This window comes from Runella defluvii (assembly GCF_014195535.1).
Lineage (GTDB): Bacteria > Bacteroidota > Bacteroidia > Cytophagales > Spirosomataceae > Runella > Runella defluvii.
Genome location: NZ_JACIBY010000006.1, coordinates 23,770 through 40,617, shown reverse-complemented (window position 1 = coordinate 40,617; position 16,848 = coordinate 23,770). Strand labels below are relative to the sequence as shown.

The 16,848-nt window shown below is 45.8% G+C and carries 20 protein-coding genes; 2 read left to right on the top strand and 18 right to left on the bottom strand.

Translation table 11 applies throughout. The features are described 5' to 3' along the window. Positions 1–63: 63 nt before the first annotated feature. Both FHS57_RS15190 and FHS57_RS15185 read left to right on the top strand, forming a co-directional pair. Positions 64–1,587, top strand: a complete 1,524-nt coding sequence (locus tag FHS57_RS15190) for an aldehyde dehydrogenase family protein (protein ID WP_183975076.1) — start codon at positions 64–66, stop codon at positions 1,585–1,587. A 2-nt stretch (positions 1,588–1,589) separates the two neighbouring features. After that, positions 1,590–1,934, top strand: a complete 345-nt coding sequence (locus FHS57_RS15185; RefSeq protein ID WP_183975074.1) for a DUF779 domain-containing protein — start codon at positions 1,590–1,592, stop codon at positions 1,932–1,934. Positions 1,935–2,026: 92 nt separating this feature from the next. Here FHS57_RS15185 and FHS57_RS15180 read toward each other — a convergent pair whose 3' ends face one another. The 18 genes from FHS57_RS15180 to FHS57_RS15095 form a co-directional block, all read right to left on the bottom strand. Next, positions 2,027–2,389 carry a VanZ family protein gene (locus FHS57_RS15180; RefSeq protein ID WP_183975072.1) on the bottom strand — a complete coding sequence of 121 codons (363 nt, stop codon included), beginning with the start codon at positions 2,387–2,389 and terminating at the stop codon, positions 2,027–2,029. 5 nt (positions 2,390–2,394) lie between these two features. Then, positions 2,395–3,468 (bottom strand): 3-isopropylmalate dehydrogenase, encoded by a 1,074-nt coding sequence (gene leuB, locus FHS57_RS15175; protein ID WP_028522076.1) that lies wholly within the window; start codon positions 3,466–3,468, stop codon positions 2,395–2,397. 53 nt (positions 3,469–3,521) lie between these two features. After that, a complete protein-coding gene (locus FHS57_RS15170; protein ID WP_183975070.1) occupies positions 3,522–3,908 on the bottom strand; it encodes a GxxExxY protein in 387 nt (128 codons plus the stop codon). 32 nt (positions 3,909–3,940) lie between these two features. Beyond that, positions 3,941–5,440, bottom strand: a complete 1,500-nt coding sequence (locus FHS57_RS15165; RefSeq protein ID WP_229601358.1) for a hydroxymethylglutaryl-CoA lyase-like TIM-barrel protein — start codon at positions 5,438–5,440, stop codon at positions 3,941–3,943. 23 nt (positions 5,441–5,463) lie between these two features. Then, entirely contained in the window at positions 5,464–6,060 is a 597-nt protein-coding gene (gene leuD / locus FHS57_RS15160; protein ID WP_183975068.1) for a 3-isopropylmalate dehydratase small subunit, read from the bottom strand. 65 nt (positions 6,061–6,125) lie between these two features. After that, positions 6,126–7,529 carry a 3-isopropylmalate dehydratase large subunit gene (gene leuC, locus FHS57_RS15155; RefSeq protein ID WP_183975066.1) on the bottom strand — a complete coding sequence of 468 codons (1,404 nt, stop codon included), beginning with the start codon at positions 7,527–7,529 and terminating at the stop codon, positions 6,126–6,128. 104 nt (positions 7,530–7,633) lie between these two features. Further along, positions 7,634–8,476 carry a helix-turn-helix transcriptional regulator gene (locus tag FHS57_RS15150; RefSeq protein WP_183975064.1) on the bottom strand — a complete coding sequence of 281 codons (843 nt, stop codon included), beginning with the start codon at positions 8,474–8,476 and terminating at the stop codon, positions 7,634–7,636. Between the two features lie 27 nt (positions 8,477–8,503). Beyond that, positions 8,504–8,731 carry a hypothetical protein gene (locus tag FHS57_RS15145; protein WP_183975062.1) on the bottom strand — a complete coding sequence of 76 codons (228 nt, stop codon included), beginning with the start codon at positions 8,729–8,731 and terminating at the stop codon, positions 8,504–8,506. 120 nt (positions 8,732–8,851) lie between these two features. Then, positions 8,852–10,135 carry a threonine ammonia-lyase gene (gene ilvA, locus FHS57_RS15140; RefSeq protein WP_183975060.1) on the bottom strand — a complete coding sequence of 428 codons (1,284 nt, stop codon included), beginning with the start codon at positions 10,133–10,135 and terminating at the stop codon, positions 8,852–8,854. Positions 10,136–10,220: 85 nt separating this feature from the next. Then, positions 10,221–10,466: a DUF4926 domain-containing protein gene (locus FHS57_RS15135; RefSeq protein ID WP_183975058.1), complete on the bottom strand. Its 246-nt coding sequence runs from the start codon at positions 10,464–10,466 to the stop codon at positions 10,221–10,223. Then, positions 10,463–10,804, bottom strand: a complete 342-nt coding sequence (locus FHS57_RS15130) for a DUF6883 domain-containing protein (RefSeq protein WP_183975057.1) — start codon at positions 10,802–10,804, stop codon at positions 10,463–10,465. The genes FHS57_RS15135 and FHS57_RS15130 overlap by 4 nt, the downstream gene beginning before the upstream one ends. Before the next feature lie 76 nt (positions 10,805–10,880). After that, on the bottom strand, positions 10,881–11,924 hold the full coding sequence (gene ilvC / locus FHS57_RS15125) for a ketol-acid reductoisomerase (RefSeq protein WP_183975055.1): 1,044 nt from the start codon (positions 11,922–11,924) through the stop codon (positions 10,881–10,883). 41 nt (positions 11,925–11,965) lie between these two features. After that, complete coding sequence (locus FHS57_RS15120; protein ID WP_183975053.1) at positions 11,966–12,718, bottom strand: class I SAM-dependent methyltransferase; 753 nt, start codon at positions 12,716–12,718, stop codon at positions 11,966–11,968. 7 nt (positions 12,719–12,725) lie between these two features. After that, positions 12,726–13,865 carry a hypothetical protein gene (locus tag FHS57_RS15115; RefSeq protein WP_183975051.1) on the bottom strand — a complete coding sequence of 380 codons (1,140 nt, stop codon included), beginning with the start codon at positions 13,863–13,865 and terminating at the stop codon, positions 12,726–12,728. Positions 13,866–13,900: 35 nt separating this feature from the next. Beyond that, entirely contained in the window at positions 13,901–14,437 is a 537-nt protein-coding gene (ilvN, locus tag FHS57_RS15110) for an acetolactate synthase small subunit (RefSeq protein WP_183975049.1), read from the bottom strand. Positions 14,438–14,446: 9 nt separating this feature from the next. Then, positions 14,447–16,219 carry a biosynthetic-type acetolactate synthase large subunit gene (gene ilvB / locus FHS57_RS15105; RefSeq protein WP_183975047.1) on the bottom strand — a complete coding sequence of 591 codons (1,773 nt, stop codon included), beginning with the start codon at positions 16,217–16,219 and terminating at the stop codon, positions 14,447–14,449. Positions 16,220–16,232: 13 nt separating this feature from the next. Beyond that, complete coding sequence (locus FHS57_RS15100) at positions 16,233–16,616, bottom strand: PIN domain-containing protein (RefSeq protein WP_183975045.1); 384 nt, start codon at positions 16,614–16,616, stop codon at positions 16,233–16,235. After that, the gene (locus FHS57_RS15095) at positions 16,598–16,843 is read right to left on the bottom strand and encodes a hypothetical protein (protein ID WP_183975036.1); all 246 of its coding nucleotides are present in this window, start codon (positions 16,841–16,843) and stop codon (positions 16,598–16,600) included. Before FHS57_RS15095 ends, FHS57_RS15100 begins: the two co-directional genes overlap by 19 nt. Positions 16,844–16,848: the final 5 nt, after the last annotated feature.

Sequence of the window (16,848 nt, the reverse complement as noted above, 5' to 3'; positions counted from 1 at the left end):
TAAATGTGATTTTTTGAAGGTTGTTTTGTGCAAAATCTTTTTGAAACACAAAGCCCTTAAACGATGTCAACTGTAATCACACAACAAAACAACTTGGTGGCAAAGCCCATCTTTAAAACGCACTACGATAACTTCATTGGCGGCCAGTGGGTAAGTCCTGTTAAAGGCGAATATTTTGAAACCACCTCGCCCGTTGACGGACAGGTATTTACCAAAGTAGCCCGTTCGACCGAAGAGGACATTAACCTTGCTTTGGATGCCGCTTGGGCTGCCGCTCCGCAGTGGAATAACAGCTCGGTGACGACGAGAAGCAACGTTTTGTTAAAAATTGCGGATGCGATGGAGGCAAACTTGGAACTGTTGGCAAGTGTAGAAACGTGGGACAACGGCAAGCCAATTCGCGAAACGAAAGCCGCTGATTTACCCTTGGCGATTGACCACTTCCGTTATTTTGCGGGCGTAATTCGGGCCGAAGAAGGCTCGGCTTCAGAATTGGATTCTAATACGTTATCACTGATTGTGCACGAACCGCTTGGCGTGGTTGGGCAAATCATTCCTTGGAATTTTCCGTTGTTGATGGCCGCTTGGAAAATTGCGCCTGCTTTGGCCGCAGGAAACTGCGTGGTGTTGAAGCCTGCCGAACAAACGCCCGTGGGAATCATGGTGTTGGCCGAATTGATTCAAGATTTGTTGCCAGCGGGTGTACTGAACATTGTCAACGGCTTTGGCATTGAAGCAGGTAAGCCATTGGCATCCAGCCCTCGTATCAATAAAATTGCGTTTACGGGCGAGACCACAACGGGGCAGCTGATTATGCAGTATGCTTCCAAAAATATCATTCCTGTTACGCTCGAATTGGGTGGAAAATCGCCCAATATTTTCTTCAAAAGCATCATGGATGCCGACGACGAGTTCTTCGATAAGTGCTTGGAAGGAGCAACGATGTTTGCCCTCAATCAAGGCGAAGTATGTACGTGTCCGTCGCGCATTTTGGTGGATGAATCTATCTATGATGCCTTTATTGAGCGCGTAGTTGAGCGCATTAACGCCATTAAACTGGGTCACCCACTCGACCCAAGTACGATGATGGGGGCACAGGCATCGAACGACCAATACCAAAAGATTTTGCACTACATCGACCTCGGTAAAGAAGAAGGTGCAGAGTTGTTGGCGGGTGGTGGCGCTGCTTACAACGAAGGACTTGAAGGTGGGTATTATATCAAGCCAACGTTGTTTAAAGGCAACAACAAAATGCGCATTTTCCAAGAAGAAATCTTTGGGCCAGTGGTGTGTGTAGCCACCTTCAAAACGGAAGAGGAAGCTATTGAAATTGCCAATGATACACTTTATGGCCTCGGTGCAGGGGTATGGACGCGCGACACGCATCAAGCGTACAAAGTTGCTCGTGCCGTACAAGCGGGTCGTGTGTGGGTCAACTGCTATCACGCATATCCAGCACATGCGCCATTTGGTGGCTACAAGAAATCAGGTATTGGCCGCGAGACGCACAAGATGATGTTGAACCATTATCGTCAGGCTAAAAATATGTTGATTTCGTACGATAAGAACAAGTTAGGGTTCTTTTAAGTATGTCTAGAATCGCAATAACGGAGGCGGCGGAGCGGGTCATTGACACGCTCCGCGCCAAGTACGGTGCTTTGATGTTTCACCAAAGTGGCGGTTGCTGCGATGGCTCAGCTCCGATGTGTTTTGAGGTGGGAGAGTTGATGTTGAACGAAACCGATATAAAACTAGGCGAAATTCACGGCTGCGATTTTTACATGTCGCGCGACCAGTTTGAGTACTGGAAACACACGCACTTAACCCTCGACGTAGTACTAGGACGAGGGGCTAGTTTTTCGTTGGAAATACCGATGGGGGTGCGTTTTATTATTAAATCGAGGTTATTACAACCCAACGAGGTAGGTTCTTGAAACCTATGAGGTTTGAATTCGGTTGCGTTCAAACCTCATAGGTTTTTTTGTTTAAGATTTCTGAAACCTGTGAGGTTTTAGTTCGGGTGTTTTCAAACCTCATAGGTTTTGAAGTATTTCCAAACCCAATGGGCAATAGGTACCGCAACGATGACGCCAACGGCATCGGCCAAGGCATCGTACAAATCGAAGGTGCGGCCAATGGGCATAATGTACTGCCAAACTTCAATAAATAAGCCATACAGACTTCCACCAATAATGACCCACCAAGGGTTAGGTTTGGCCCAATACCAAAGCGCACCTAATATTCCAAACGCTCCAAAATGGTGAAGTTTGTCAGAACCCATTCCATCGGGCATTTCTTGGCGTGGAATAGAGCAAAGCCCCAAAATAACCACCGTCCAAACGATGGCTATGTGGGGCTTTGATAGTATGTTTCGAATCGCTTGAATCATTGATTCTACAAATGCTTCAACAACTCTGCGCCCATGGCGTCGGTGCCGAGGATTTTGTCGGCAGGGGTTTCGCTGTTAGCGATGTCGCGCGTGCGGAAACCGTCTTTCAATACTTTGTCAACCGCGGCGATGATGGCATCTGCTTCGGCTTTTAGGCCAAACGAAATATCCAACAACAACGCTGCTGAAAGTACAGAAGCCAAAGGATTGGCTACGCCTTTGCCCGTAATGTCGTGTGCCGAACCGTGAATAGGCTCATAAACACCCGTGCTGTCGCCTACTGAGGCCGAGGCCAACATACCCATCGAACCTGCGATTTGGCTGGCTTCGTCGGTCAAAATATCCCCGAAAAGGTTACCCGTTACCACTACGTCAAAACGACGTGGGTCTTTGATGAGCAACATCGCAGCGGCGTCAATGAATTGGTGCTCTACTTCAACGTCAGGATATTCGGGAGCGATTTTTTGAATTACCTCGCGCCACAAACGGCTTGATTCCAGTACGTTGGCTTTATCAACCGACATCAATTTTTTGCTACGCGTACGAGCGGCTTCAAATGCCTTGCGGGCAATGCGCTCTACTTCGTACTTGCTATAAATCATGGTGTCGTAAGCCGTGTTGCCGTCGTCGAGACGCTCACGTTTTCCAAAATACACGTCGCCCGTCAATTCGCGGAAGAAAAGGATATCGCTGCCTTTAAGGATTTCAGGTTTGATACTTGAGGCTTCCAACAATTCGTCGAACAACTTGATAGGGCGAAGGTTGGCGTACAAGCCAAGTTCTTTCCGCATTTTCAACAAGCCCTGTTCAGGGCGTACTTTGGCCGAAGGGTCGTTGTCGTATTTTGGGTGACCTACGGCGCCAAACAAGATGGCATCCGAAGCCCGCATTTTTACAAGGGTTTCTTCGGGAAGCGGGTCGCCCGTAGCTTCGATGGCTACGTGGCCGATGAGGGCTTCGTCGTAGGTGAATTCGTGGCCGAATTTTTCGGCGATACGGTCTAGTACTTGTTTACCAACCGTGGTAACTTCTTGCCCGATTCCATCACCGGGTACGATAAGGATGTGTTTTTTTGCCATTTTATTCTTTAGGTCACGGAGTTACACGGAGTTCGACACAGAGTTTCTCAGGGTTATAAAATCAATCTTTTGATTCCTTCTTTTAAACTTTTTACGTTAAAGTTTAAAAGAAGGCCAAGCTTGTAACCGCCCAATTTTAGGTAAGTTAATACCTGTGCCGTGTGTAAGTCATTAAGTGATTCAACTGATTTTAACTCAACTACAATTTTATTCTCTACCAGCAAATCCAGCCGATAGCCTTGATCTAATCTAATTTCTTCAAAAACGAGGGGGATGGGCTTCTCTTTTTCTACCCATAATCCATTTTTTGTCAAACGGTACGCCAAACATTCTTTATAAGCACTCTCTAAAAGGCCAGGGCCAAGCGCAGAATGCACATCGAAGGCTTGCTTCAGAATAACCTGAGAAAGCGTATTTAACTCTGTGATACTCTGTGCCATAAACTCTGAGAAACTTTGTGTCCTATAAAAAATTAAAGCGAAATCAAGTTTAGCATTTTTTGAGTGGCTTTGATGGCCGAAACCGTTTGGTCAGAGTCTAAGCCTCGGGTCTTGAATTCTTTAGCGTTCCAGTTCCACGTAATGACCGTTTCGCAAAGCGCATCCGTCTTTCCACCCGTTGGGATACGGACGGCGTAGTCGGTCAGCAAAGGAAGTTCAAGGCTTTTCTTGGCATAAATTTTCTTCAACGCATTCATAAACGCATCGTACTGACCATCGCCTTGGGCACTTTCTTCAAACGTCTCGTCCTCAATTTTGAGTTTGAGCGTCGCCGAAGGACGGAGGTCTTTGGAGTGCGTCAGGACGTAATTGAGAATCTCAATCTTAAACTCAATCGCATTGGTGTCCAACACGTCCGAAATAATGTACGGAAGGTCTTCTTGCGTCACTACTTCTTTACGGTCGCCGAGTTCGATGATACGCTGCGTTACCTTTTTGAGGTCTTCGTCAGAAAGTTTGATGCCCAATTCGCGAAGGTTATTCTCGATATTGGCCTTGCCCGAGGTTTTGCCCAACGCATACGAACGCTTCCGCCCGAAACGCTCAGGCATCAACTCGTTGAAATAGAGGTTGTTTTTCTTGTCGCCGTCGGCATGAATACCCGCCGTTTGGGTAAACACGTTGTCACCAACAATGGGTTTATTGGCAGGAATCCGCAATCCTGAGAAGGTTTCAACGATTTTACTCACCGAAAACAACGACTCTTCCACGACGCCCGTTTCCACTTCTGGCATAAAGTCTTTCAATACCGCAATGGCACTGGCCAACGGAGCATTGCCCGCGCGCTCACCCATGCCGTTGACGGTCAAGTGCAACCCATGTGCCCCTGCCCGCACAGCCTCCATGACGTTGGCGATGCCGAGGTCATAGTCATTGTGCGCGTGGAAATCGAAGTGATGATCGGGATAACGTTCCACAATCGACTTGATGTACGAATACGATTCGGCAGGAGTAAGTACGCCTAACGTATCGGGGAGTAACACCCGTAGAATCGGCTGAGTAGTTAGAAAATCAAGAAATTGAAATACATATTCGGGTGAATTACGCATTCCATTGCTCCAATCTTCGAGGTAAACATTGGCCGAAATCCCTTTCGATTGTGCCAATTCGATTACTTTTTGGATGTCGGCAAAATGCGCTTCGGGTGTTTTTTTGAGTTGGTGCGTCAAGTGATTAAGCGACCCTTTGGTAAGAAGGTTCATCACTTTAGCGCCCGACTCCAGCATCCAATCAATAGAAGCTTCGCCATCGACAAACGTAAGTACCTCTACTTTGTCGATGAAGCCATTTTCTTGTGCCCACTTCGTAATTTTTTGTACTGCTTTTAGCTCCCCTGCAGATACTCTAGCCGAAGCAATTTCAATACGATCTACTTTGACTTCCGTAAGGAGCAACTGCGCCAAAGCCAATTTCTCCGAAGCCGAAAAAGACACCCCGCTGGTCTGTTCACCGTCGCGGAGTGTCGTATCCATTATTTCAATGTATCTCATAAAAATTAGTACGGCCGAGCGGCTTCAAATACACCGATTTCCTCTTTCATGGCTTGTAGATAGTCGATATCGTCGTAGCCATTGATGAGGTTGTGTTTTTTATATCCGTTGATGTCAAATGACTCCGAATCACCCGTCGAAACAATCGTGATGGTTTGCTCAGGAAGGTTGACCGTTAGCTCCGCGTTAGCATCTTTTTCGATGGCTTGGAAAATTTTATCCAAAAATTCAGGACTTACCGTTACTGGTAAAATCCCTACGTTGATGGCGTTGTTTTTGAAGATATCAGCAAAAAAGCTGGATACCACACAACGGAATCCGTAATCGTAGATAGCCCATGCCGCGTGCTCACGGCTCGAACCGCTTCCGAAGTTGCGGCCTCCTACCAAGATTTTACCGCTGTAAAGAGGATTGTTTAAAACGAAATCGGCCTTAGGCGTATCGTCGCCGTTGTAGCGCCAATCGCGGAAAAGGTTATCGCCGAATCCCTTGCGCTCAGTGGCTTTCAAGAAACGAGCAGGGATGATTTGGTCAGTGTCCACGTTTTCCAACGGAAGCGGCACTGCCGAACTGGTTAGTATGGTGAATTTATCGTATGCCATGATGAATGATTATTAGACCCTTTGCAGGGTGACAAATACAGGGTGATAATGTATGCGCAATAGAACTACAAAAACTCCCGTGGGTCAGTGACTTTACCCGTAATAGCGGCGGCAGCGGCTACCAATGGGCTGGCCAACAAGGTACGTGCTCCTGGGCCTTGGCGACCTTCGAAGTTACGGTTAGAGGTACTTACGGCATACTTGCCCGCAGGAATCTTGTCGTCGTTCATGGCCAAGCAAGCCGAGCACCCTGGTTGGCGCAATTGGAAGCCCGCGTCGGTCAAAATATCCAAAATACCTTCTTCTTGGATTTGGGCTTCTACAATGTGCGAACCTGGTACCAACCAAGCCGTTACATTGTCAGCTTTTTTACGACCTTTTACCACTGAGGCAAACGCGCGGAAGTCTTCAATACGGCCGTTGGTACAGCTTCCCAAGAAAACGAAATCAATGGCTTTGCCCAAAATACTTTCGTCTTCGGCAAATCCCATGTAGTTCAATGACTTAGCGTAAGAGGCAGCTCCGTCAAGTACATCGGCAGCTTTCGGGATGTGTTTGGTAATACCCGTACCTAAGCCAGGGTTTGTTCCGTAGGTGATTTGTGGCTCAATGTCAGCAGCATCGTAGGTATATTCCAAGTCGAACCCAGCACCTTCGTCAGTTTTGAGGGTTTGCCAGTACGCAACGGCGTTTTCCCATGCTTCGCCTTTTGGCGACTGCTCACGGCCGTTGAGGTAAGCAAACGTTTTTTCGTCGGGGGCAATCATACCACCGCGCGCACCCATTTCAATCGACATGTTACACACCGTCATACGGCCTTCCATGCTCATGTTTTCAAACACGTCACCTGCGTACTCTACGAAATAGCCCGTAGCACCACTGGCCGAAATTTGAGAAATGATGTACAATACCGCATCTTTTGGAAGGACACCTTTGCCCAATTGCCCATTGATGGTAATGCGCATTTTCTTTGGTTTTGGCTGCATGATACACTGAGACGCCAATACCATTTCTACTTCCGACGTACCAATACCGAACGCAATCGCTCCAAACGCTCCGTGGGTAGAAGTGTGCGAATCACCGCAAACAATCGTCATGCCAGGGAGAGTGATGCCGTTTTCTGGTCCAACCACGTGTACGATACCATTTTTTTGGTGGCCCAAGCCCCAGTGAGAAATACCGTATTTGGCAGTGTTGGTTTCCAACGCCTTGAGCTGATTGGCCGAAAGTGGGTCAGCAACTGGCAAGTGTTGGTTGATGGTAGGGGTGTTGTGGTCGGCCGTAGCAAATGTACGGTTAGGGAACAACACGCCAATGCCTCTGCTTTCCAAGCCCAAAAATGCTACGGGGCTGGTTACTTCGTGAATAAAGTGGCGGTCGATGAACAATACATCGGGGCCGTCTGCAATCTTGCGGACAACGTGCGCATCCCACACTTTGTCGAAGAGAGTTGTTGGTTGGTTTGACATATCTATTTTGAGATTAATGCAATGGGAGAATAATACGCTACAAAATTGCAGGAATCTTCCCAAAGTGACATGACGCCCTTCGCTCAAACAATAGCGATTTTGGCTCAATTGTATTTTTTTGGCGTAAAACCGTATTTCTCCTTGTAGGCTTTGATAAAATGAGAAACACTCTCATAGCCAATTTCCATACTGACTTCAGACACGTTTTTATTGGCGTTTTTGAGTAAAAAAGCGGCTTGTTCCAGGCGCTTTTGTTTAATCCAATGGGCAGGAGAGGCGTGAAATTGGGCTTCAAACTCGCGTTTAAACGCTGACAAACTTCGTCCCGAAAGATGGGCTAATTCGCTTATTGTCAGAGGTTTTAGGTAGTAGTTGTTGAGCAGGTATTCCAAGTCCGTTTTTTGCCCTTTGTAAATATTAAACAAAATGGTTTTGAGCTGATTGGAGCCGTCGATTTCCAACAAATGAAGCAGTAATTCCTGAAACTTGAGTCGTAAAAATTGATTCAAGTAGGGCGTTTGTGAGTTGAAGTAGGGAAAAAGGGAATCAATGAACTTCTCAAAAGCCGAAGAGGAGTGCAGCACTAAAATCGGTTGAGGGTTTTCGACGTCTGCTTTGTCGAACAACGTTTGGTTTTGGCTTACAAATTCTTTCAGTAGCTTTTCGTGAAAGAAAAAAACAAGGCTGCGGTAGTCGCTTCCGATGGATTCGTTCATGGAATAGCAGCCCCGTTGGAAAAATAAAATTTGCCCCTTGCGAACGTGCAGGTCTTGGTTGGGAGAGATAAACTTCTTTTCTCCTTCAAGCACGACAACGACGGCATGTTCCTCAAAAAAAATTTCGTTACGCTCGGGGTAAACGTCGCTTCGATAGGCCACAAAAGTCGTGTCCTGAATTTTCAGAGACTGAAACTGTTGGGCGCTGATGGAAGAAGGGACGCGAAGCATGGGGGGGCGGTTATCGATTAATGGTTATCAGTTATCCGACGGAAACGCTCCTCCGCTTTTTAGAGCTTGGTATTCGTCGCCGATGGCTTTGTATTGGGATACCAAAAACTTCTGTAATTCTTCATTGAACACTTTTTTGTCGGCTTCGGGAAGGGAGTCGTATAAGTCTTTCAATTCTTGGTTGATGGCCGCTTTTTCGGCTTCGTCGCGCGCATTGATGGCACGCACGTGGTATTTTCTGAAATCAAAGTTCATATCAAAAATTTAAATGAATCATTACTTACCCATAAGAATGGCAACCTTTAAAAGTAGGACAAGTCACGATATAAATATTGTCTTCATCCTGTTCGATGAGTATCGGAAAATGATGTGTTTTTATATCAAAAACTCAAACAAATCAGGTTTATTGTTGATGTATTCAAACTGAATATTGTGTTCGTTCATGCGTGTCAAAAGTGGCTCAAAATCTTCTTTGTGACGGAGTTCGATACCTACCAAAGCAGGACCTCGTTCGCGGGCGGTTTTTTTGGAATATTCAAAGTGGGCGATGTCGTCGTTGGGGCCAAGAACGTGGTTCAAAAACTCCTTAAAAGCCCCCGAGCGCTGCGGGAAGCGAATAATAAAGTAGTGTTTTAGTCCTTCGTAGAGGAGCGAACGTTCCTTGATTTCTTCAGTACGGGTGATGTCGTTGTTGCCACCCCCAATCAATAACACCACGTCTTTGCCTTTGATTTCGTCTTTGATTTGGTCAAGTGCTGCCACGGTAAGTGCTCCTGCGGGTTCAACGACGATGGCTTCTTCGTTGTACAGCTGTAAAATCGTGGAGCAAACTTTTCCCTCGGGAATGAGCAAAATATCGTCCAAATTTTTCCGACACACTTCAAAGGTATGTTCTCCTGCGCGCTTCACGGCGGCACCATCCACAAATTTATCAATGTTGTCGAGCGTGACGACATGCCCTTCTTTGATAGCCGTGTGCATCGTGGGAGAGCCTACGGGTTCGACGCCAATGAGCTTAGTGGCTGGGCTGAGTTGTTTAAAAACGGTGGTAACGCCTGAAGCCAAACCGCCGCCGCCGATGGCAAAAAGCAGGTAATCAATTTTAAAATCGGCATCGCGGAAAATTTCCAGTCCCACCGTCCCTTGGCCTTCCATGACCTGTACATCGTCAAACGGGTGAATGAACGTGGCGGCATGGGCTTCACAAAAATGCTTGGCAGCGTGGTAAGCGTCATCGTACGTATCGCCGTGCAGGACTACTTCAATCTGATTTTTACCAAATAGTTTTACCTGTTTTACCTTTTGAGCGGGTGTTGTGCTGGGCATAAAAATAGTACCACGGACTTGCATTTTGTTGCAAGCGTAGGCGACTCCTTGCGCGTGGTTTCCTGCGCTGGCGCACACGACTCCTTTTTCGAGGGCTTCGGCCGACAAACTGGCCATTTTGTTGTACGCTCCCCTGATTTTGTACGAACGTACCACTTGCAAATCTTCGCGTTTGAAGTAAATATTGGCTTCATAGCGCTCCGAAAAGTTGAGATTTAGCTCCAAGTCGGTGTGTTTTACCACTTTACGGATGCGCTCGGCGGCTTGGAGTATGTTGTCAAACGTAGGAAAATCTGCGTTTTTGGACTTATGTTTGTCAGATGCAAGGCTCATAGAAACAGATGAAGTTGGGATAATTGCAAAATCCCCCGAAGTTACACAACTCGGGGGATTTTTTGAGGTTTAAAAAGTCGTGATTTTAGGCAGCCTCCAAGGTTCTGACATGGAGAATTTCGTTTTTAGATAAAGCATACAGCTGGTTCTCTTTTACAGTACATACTGCAATGGTATCGCCAACTGCGTTAAAAACTTCGCATATATAAGCATTGGGGAGATTCTCATCTCCTTCCAAAAACTCGACCAGCGTCACAACATCACCTTCTCTAAGCCCATATTTTGGGATGGAAGTGGAAAGTGCCGCTTGGGTGTATAGTTCAAATTTCATATTTCTAAACTTTTATCGGGAAAAAGCGTTATAAATTTCGTTTGCACTTTTCTTGTATCGTACAGCCAAACTGTCTTTACTTTTAAAGTTTGACCATTAGGGCCAAATAGCAATCCGCTTATATTATACTTTATGCCATATTCATCATCATCTTCAAATATAGGCTCTCCCTTCATAAAAAGCAAACGTAAATCTGCGGCTAATATTTCCCAATTTTCTATCGTATAACCTGCTTGATTTAAAAATTTTGACTTGTCGTCGCGGTCTTTATGAATTAATAAATAGTTTGTTAGTTTTTCTTGTGCAATAATTACATTGTCGAATAGTAAGTGTTGCATAGGTATTTAGGTGTAAAAAAACAGAAAGTGCCTTGTAAAAAACGAACAAGACACTTTCTGTAGAAGTTGCTAAGACTTAGTTGCGCTCAGGACGCAAGCTGCGAACGGCAGCGCCTGCTTGCCACATTTCAGAATCGCGAAGCTCCGCCAATTCTACTTCGAGTTTCTCGCGGTAGTCTGGTTGTGAGTTACGAGTGATAGAGATGTTGGCTTGCTCGCCTGATTTTACTGAGTTGTATAACTGTTGGAACACAGGCTTAGTAGCTTCTTTGAAAGGCTTCCACCAGTCAAGCGCACCACGTTGAGCCGTAGTTGAGCAGTTAGCGTACATCCAGTCCATTCCGTTTTCAGCCACCAATGGCATCAACGACTGCGTCAATTCTTCTACTGTTTCGTTGAACGCTTCTGATGGAGAGTGGCCGTTTTCGCGCAATACTTCGTACTGAGCCGCAAAAATACCCTGGATAGCACCCATCAATGTTCCACGCTCCCCTGTTAGGTCAGACGTTACTTCGCGGTAGAAATCGGTTTCAAACAAATAACCTGAACCTACACCGATACCCATTGCGATACACTTCGTACGGGCTTCGCCAGTAGCATTTTGGAACACCGCAAACGATGAGTTAAGACCTTTTCCTTCTACGAACAAACGGCGAAGTGAAGTACCTGAGCCTTTAGGAGCTACCAAGAATACGTCCACATCCGCTGGAGGAACGATACCTGTTTGGTCATTGTAAGTTACCCCGAATCCGTGCGAGAAATACAACGACTTACCAGCAGTCAAATATTTTTTAACGGTTGGCCACAATTCGATTTGGGCTGCATCCGATAACAAGAAACAAATGATTGTACCTTTTTCCAAGGCTTCTTCGATTTCGAAAAGTGTTTCGCCTGGTACCCAACCATCAGCGATTGCCTTGTCGTATGTTTTGCCTTTACGCTGACCAACGATAACGTTGAAGCCGTTGTCGCGCATGTTAAGGCCTTGGCCTGGACCCTGAACACCGTAACCGATTACCGCGATAGTTTCGTTTGCCAATACTTCACGAGCTTTCTCTAAAGGAAATTCTTCGCGGGTTACTACTTCTTCTACGGTCCCGCCGAAATTGATTTGTGCCATTGAATTGATTTGTTTATTTGGGTAATACAATAACTGTGGTTTTATTTCTTTTGCCAACTAAGCAACAACGACACCCCTGCAGGTAGTTGAATGCCATTCTTAATAAAGATATTTTCACTGTTGAAAATACCGTAAAATACTTTTTGAAAAAGCGAACCGTTCATGACCGTAAAGTCAGAACCTGCTTCTTCGATTTTGCGATGGTGAAGCGGCAATAACCGCGACAACAACCTAAATCCCGCAATGGGAAAAAACAACCAAAAATTAAAATAGCTACTGAAAGTGATTTTGCCTGTGGATTGAAACAGACGCTCTAACAGCGGCCGAGTATATCGCCGAACGTGGTGATTTACGTCGTCGTGCTGGTTCCATAAAAAATTAAACGCAGGAACAGTGACACAGACAAAACCGTTTGGTTTACAAACTCGCTGCATTTCTTGTACTGCTAACTGATGCTCTTCGACGTGTTCAATGACATCGAGCGCACATACTAGGTCGTACGATTGATCTTCAAAAGGAAGTTCAAGAATCGAACCTTGGATGATATCGAGCGATGGTACTGTGGCTTTGGTAAACTCAAAACACGCGTGGTCGTATTCTACTGACTTGACCGAGCCAAACTCGGTAAGTAGTTCTGAGGTACGTCCTGTGGCAACTCCAATGTTAAGCACTTTGAGAGGTCGGTTATTGCTAAGTTGACCACGCAGGTGGTTCATAATGATTTGGTTGCGAACCAAAAACCACCAGTGCTTGCGTTCAATGTGATAATATTCTTTGTAGTATGCCTGATTCATACGACATTTAAGGAAAAGAGATAGGAAGCATAAGTGAAATGAGGCTACTTACTATCAACAAATAGGTGAGCTGGGAGACAGGAATGTGCTTTCGTAAGGTGGAAAGCATGAAAAAGAAAATCATGTAACCAAACGAAAGCGACCGTGTGCCATCGGCAACCATGATACTAATGGCTGCGGTAGCCATAAAGCACCCTAGCAACAACCCAAACGTGAGCCAATCTTTGAGCATAACCAAAACGGCCATGCCTGCAAAAATAATTAGCCAAAATCCTTCAAAGCCTCGCGTAAACTTATCTCCTAAAATACTCAAACTCCACCAAGTAGTACGGTGAGAAAGCGCATTGTCGTGGCCTACTTTTAAGCCATAGGTGCTCGATAGCCACTGCCTAACAACCAAATACAAACCTGCACTTACCACCAACGCTACTGCCTCAAGAGGAATTTGTTTTAGGCGAAACTGTTTGGTTTCAATCACTTCTTTTAGCATGGGTAGCACAAACCACAACCCCAGGTAGGAGGAGTTGATGATGGCTCGTTCGTCGCACCAAAAGGCCAATTGGGTAAACAACAGTACCCATAATGGATTCCGTAAATAAAACGCAAGCGCTAAGAAGCAAAACGGAAACACATCGGCATGACCAAGGTAATTGATGTAAAAATTAGCACCTGCATAAATGGCCGTAAAGCCTGTCAGGAAATAAAACACCAATAACCGATTTTGGAGAATTTGGTAGGTGATTTGAATAACTAACCACAAAAACCCCAATCCTACAATGACATGAAGCAAGTATAAACCTGCGACATTGAGGTGCAAGGCATACGCAATGAGTGGTACGGTAAGTCGAAATGTTTGATTGGCTTCGTGTGAACCTGCTTCGTAATCTTTGGGTGTAAATGGGTCAGCACCTTGCTTGACGATGTCGTCCCAAAAAAAACCACCTATCGACCCAGGGTGACGCATTTCTTGGTATAAATCGCGAAAGCCACGGTCAACAAAGATAAAATTGAATACCAACAAAGTACTCACTGAAATAGCCAAGGATAAAAATAATACCTTGAATTGCCAGAATCTACTGTCAAAGAACGTTTTAAGTCGGGCTTCTAATCCCTTAAAAGGAGTAGTGAGAGATTGCAGTTGTTCCATGTATTGAGGTGAAATGAACTGCAAATAACGCACTTTTATACATAATACTCCCAATGTACTTCTTCGGGTAGGTATTCGACCAAGCCAGCGGGGGTTTTCCCGACGGCTACTCTACCCGATTTTACGAATTCCAAAATACCGTACGATTTGATATAGCGGAAGAAATCCAAGATTTCGTTTTCATTGCCCGCTTTCTCAATCACTACGTAGTCAAGTCCCCAATAGACCACCCACGCCTTGTAAATTTTGTTGATGGTTTCGATGTCAATCGGTTTGCCACCGACGGGCGTAGCGACTTTAAAGAGGGCAATTTCGTTATAGACGATTTCGTCATCCAAATAACCAAACACGGCAAGCACTTCGACGACTTTCCGAATCTGACGAACAAGTTTTTCGACTTCCTCGCGTTTGTCGTGTTTGATGGTGATTGTATAACGCGACACGCCTTGGCGCTCGGTTTCGGAGACCGTTAGGCTTTCAATATTGATACGACGACGGGTAAAGATGACCGTAATCTTATTCAATAACCCAAAGGTGTTTTCTGTGAATATACAAATTGTGTAAGTGGTCATAGCCCTCGTTTAGTCTAAGCGGATATCGGCAACGGCCGCACCCGCAGGCACCATTGGGAAAACGTTTTCTTCTTTTTCAACTATCACTTCCAACAAATAAGGTTTATCTGACTGGAGAAGGCGGTCGAGTGATTCGCCCAAATTCTCGCGGTCGGAACAGGTATGTCCAGCAATTCCAAAACCTTTCGCAATGGTGACAAAATCAGGGTTTTGAAGCTCTACAAACGAGTAGCGTTTTTCAAAAAATAGTTGTTGCCATTGGCGTACCATTCCTAAGTAATTATTGTTGAGGATAATCAACTTCACAGGAAGTCCACTTTGGGCAATGGTGCCAAGTTCTTGGATGGTCATTTGGAAACAACCGTCACCGATGAATGCTACCACTTCACGCTCGGGGGCGCCTTTCTTAGCACCAAAAGCGGCAGGAATGGCAAAGCCCATGGTACCGAGCCCGCCCGACGCTATGTAAGAACGTGGGTTTTTAAACTTGTAATAGCGCGCCGCAATCATTTGGTGTTGACCCACGTCAGCAATTACGCAGGCTTCTCCTTTTGTTTTTTCAGAGAGCATGTTTACCACCTCCGCCATTTTGATTTGGCCTTCAGGGGTAAGCTCACGTTGCGTAATTTTTTGGTCTTCGATAAGGTCGTATTTCTTGAACTCATTACGCCAAGCAGCATGGTTATTTTGCTTGACTAATGGCAAAAGGCGCTGCAAAGTTTCCTTGGCATCTCCTACTACAGGTGCATCGGCTTTAATAATCTTGTCGATTTCAGCGGGGTCGATTTCGATATGAATCACCTTGGCTTGACGAATGTACTTAGTTGCGTCTCCCGTCACGCGGTCGTCAAAACGCATTCCGATGGCAATCACCACGTCGGCTTGGGTTGTCAATACGTTCGGGCCGTAGTTGCCGTGCATTCCGAGCCAACCCACGTAATTAGGGTGGTCAATTGGCAGGGCCGAAAGCCCGAGAAGGGTACTCGCACACGGGATGTCGGTTTTTTCAGCAAAGGCTTTCAGTTCTTCTTCGGCTCCCGAAATTAGCACCCCTTGACCAAACAAAACATAGGGTCGTTGGGCGTTATTGATGAGCTGTGCTGCCCTTTCGAGGTGCTCATCTTTCGGGATGACGCGGGGTTTATAGCTGGCCAGCGTCTCTACTTTTTTGTATTCGTAGGGTTTGGTCATCGGGCTCACTTGCGCATCACGTGTGAAGTCGATGACTACTGGGCCAGGTTTGCCAGATTTAGCAATGTAAAAAGCTTTGGCGATGATGGCAGGCACTTCGTCGGCGTTGGTGATTTGATAGTTCCACTTGCAGACGGGGGTAGTTACGCCAATAATGTCCGTTTCTTGAAATGCATCGGTACCTAACAGCGTTGACTTTACTTGTCCGATAATGCAGACCAACGGCGTGCAGTCGATGATAGCATCGGCAATAGGGGTCACTAAGTTGGTACCCCCTGGGCCAGACGTTACCAAGCAGACCCCTGGCTTGCCACTGGTACGGGCGTACCCTTGTGCCGCATGACCAGCTCCCTGCTCGTGACGCACCAAGATGTGGTCAAGGCGGTCGGTGTAGTCAAAAAGGGCGTCGTAGGTAGGCATGATAGCTCCCCCTGGGTAGCCAAAAATCACCTCTGTCCCTTCGGCAATAAGCGACTCCATGAGGGCTTGCGCTCCCGACAAAATACGTGGAGTTTCAGTCTGTGCTGGTGTTTGTACTTCTTCGAGGGCAGCGGCATCTTGCGCAGCTACCATAGTCATGTAATTTCCCATGGTTTTGGGGATTTTATGTGTTCAATGACTTGTATTTCAATTTAGGCACTTTCAAAAAATCACTATCATTGGTAGATAGTAAAGTTAAGTTATGGATAATCGCTGTGGCGGCAATGATAGCGTCTGGGAGTTTAATTTTGGCTTTTTTGCGTAGCTCAATGGTTTTTTCAATGACATCATCGGTGAGTTCAATTATCCTAGAACTATTAACCAAATCAGCAATTGTATGCTCCCTATCTACATCACCTTGAAAAGAACGCAATTCTATTTTGACTACAAAACACATAGCAGGCGCATCTTCCAATACACTATCCATGAATTCGCTGCTTTCTACGGATAACCGATCATCTAAATAACGGCTGTAACCAGATGTATCAATTAGATATCTCGCTCCCATTCGTTACGAATATTTTTAAAAAATTCGTCCATTTCTTTTTTCTCTTTTTCTGGCAAATGAGCAAGTGCCCCACGAAAACGCCTCAAGTCATTTTTCGTTTTTTTAACGAACGGCTCGTTGAGAGGGAGAATAATTACCTCAACTTGGTCACCAAGAACAAACTCTTCTGGTAACTCTAAACTTATGGTTCGCCCTATAGGCTTTACTATTTCTCTGTGTGCGTTCATAACTT